Genomic DNA, 659 nt, shown 5'->3' with positions numbered 1-659 from the left:
CGGGGTTGAGCCAGCGCAGGCGCCGCCGGAATGTGGCGCCTTGGTAGATCGTGAAGTTGAGCTTGGCCGGCTTGGTCATGCCCTGCAGTGTCCCGGCCAGGGCGCCAACAGGCGAACCCTAGCCGGGGGCGGCATCAGATCTGACCGTTGTAGTTCCAGTTGACGCGGCCATCAATCTGGGCCTGAGCTGTCACCATCGACAAGGCACTGGCCAGTTGCTGGGCCTTTGCAGTGAGGCCCACCTTCGCGGCCTCCATGCGCGCATCGTTGGCATGGGTGACGGCATCATTGTTGGTCCTGGCAACCTGGTACGTGATGTTCATCCCGGCTTCGTACTGCTTGATCTCGGACTCCCATCGACGCGCATACGATGCCGCCTGAGCCTCAGCGGCAGTTGCGCCGATGCGGTAGCCGTCGACAAGGATTGCGGACTGCCGAGCCGCGCTTTCGGCACGCGCCGTGGCGGCGGACAGGCGAGCTTTCCACCCGTCCCATTCGAGACCCTTGGCCGAGATCAGGGCCTGGTACCGGGCCACCTCGACGCGTGCCTGCTCGGCCTGGGCGCCCACCTTGGATGCATAGGCCTGCGTGAGCGCACGATAAGCGTCCACCTTCGCAGTCTCAGCTCCCACCTGGGTCTTGTAGATGTCAACCAGTGC

Annotated in this window: 1 pseudogene; it reads right to left on the bottom strand. The window is 64.5% G+C overall.

Annotated features, from left to right (window positions below):
* Positions 1–134 precede the first annotated feature (134 nt).
* Positions 135–659 (bottom strand): annotated as a pseudogene (locus L995_RS11680) (hypothetical protein); the annotation flags it as partial.

Origin of the sequence: Delftia sp. ZNC0008, from assembly GCF_000799035.1 — a bacterium.
Lineage (GTDB): Bacteria > Pseudomonadota > Gammaproteobacteria > Burkholderiales > Burkholderiaceae_C > Comamonas > Comamonas tsuruhatensis.
The sequence above is the reverse complement of the archived record's forward strand: the minus strand, read 5'-3'. Positions and strand labels throughout refer to the sequence as shown.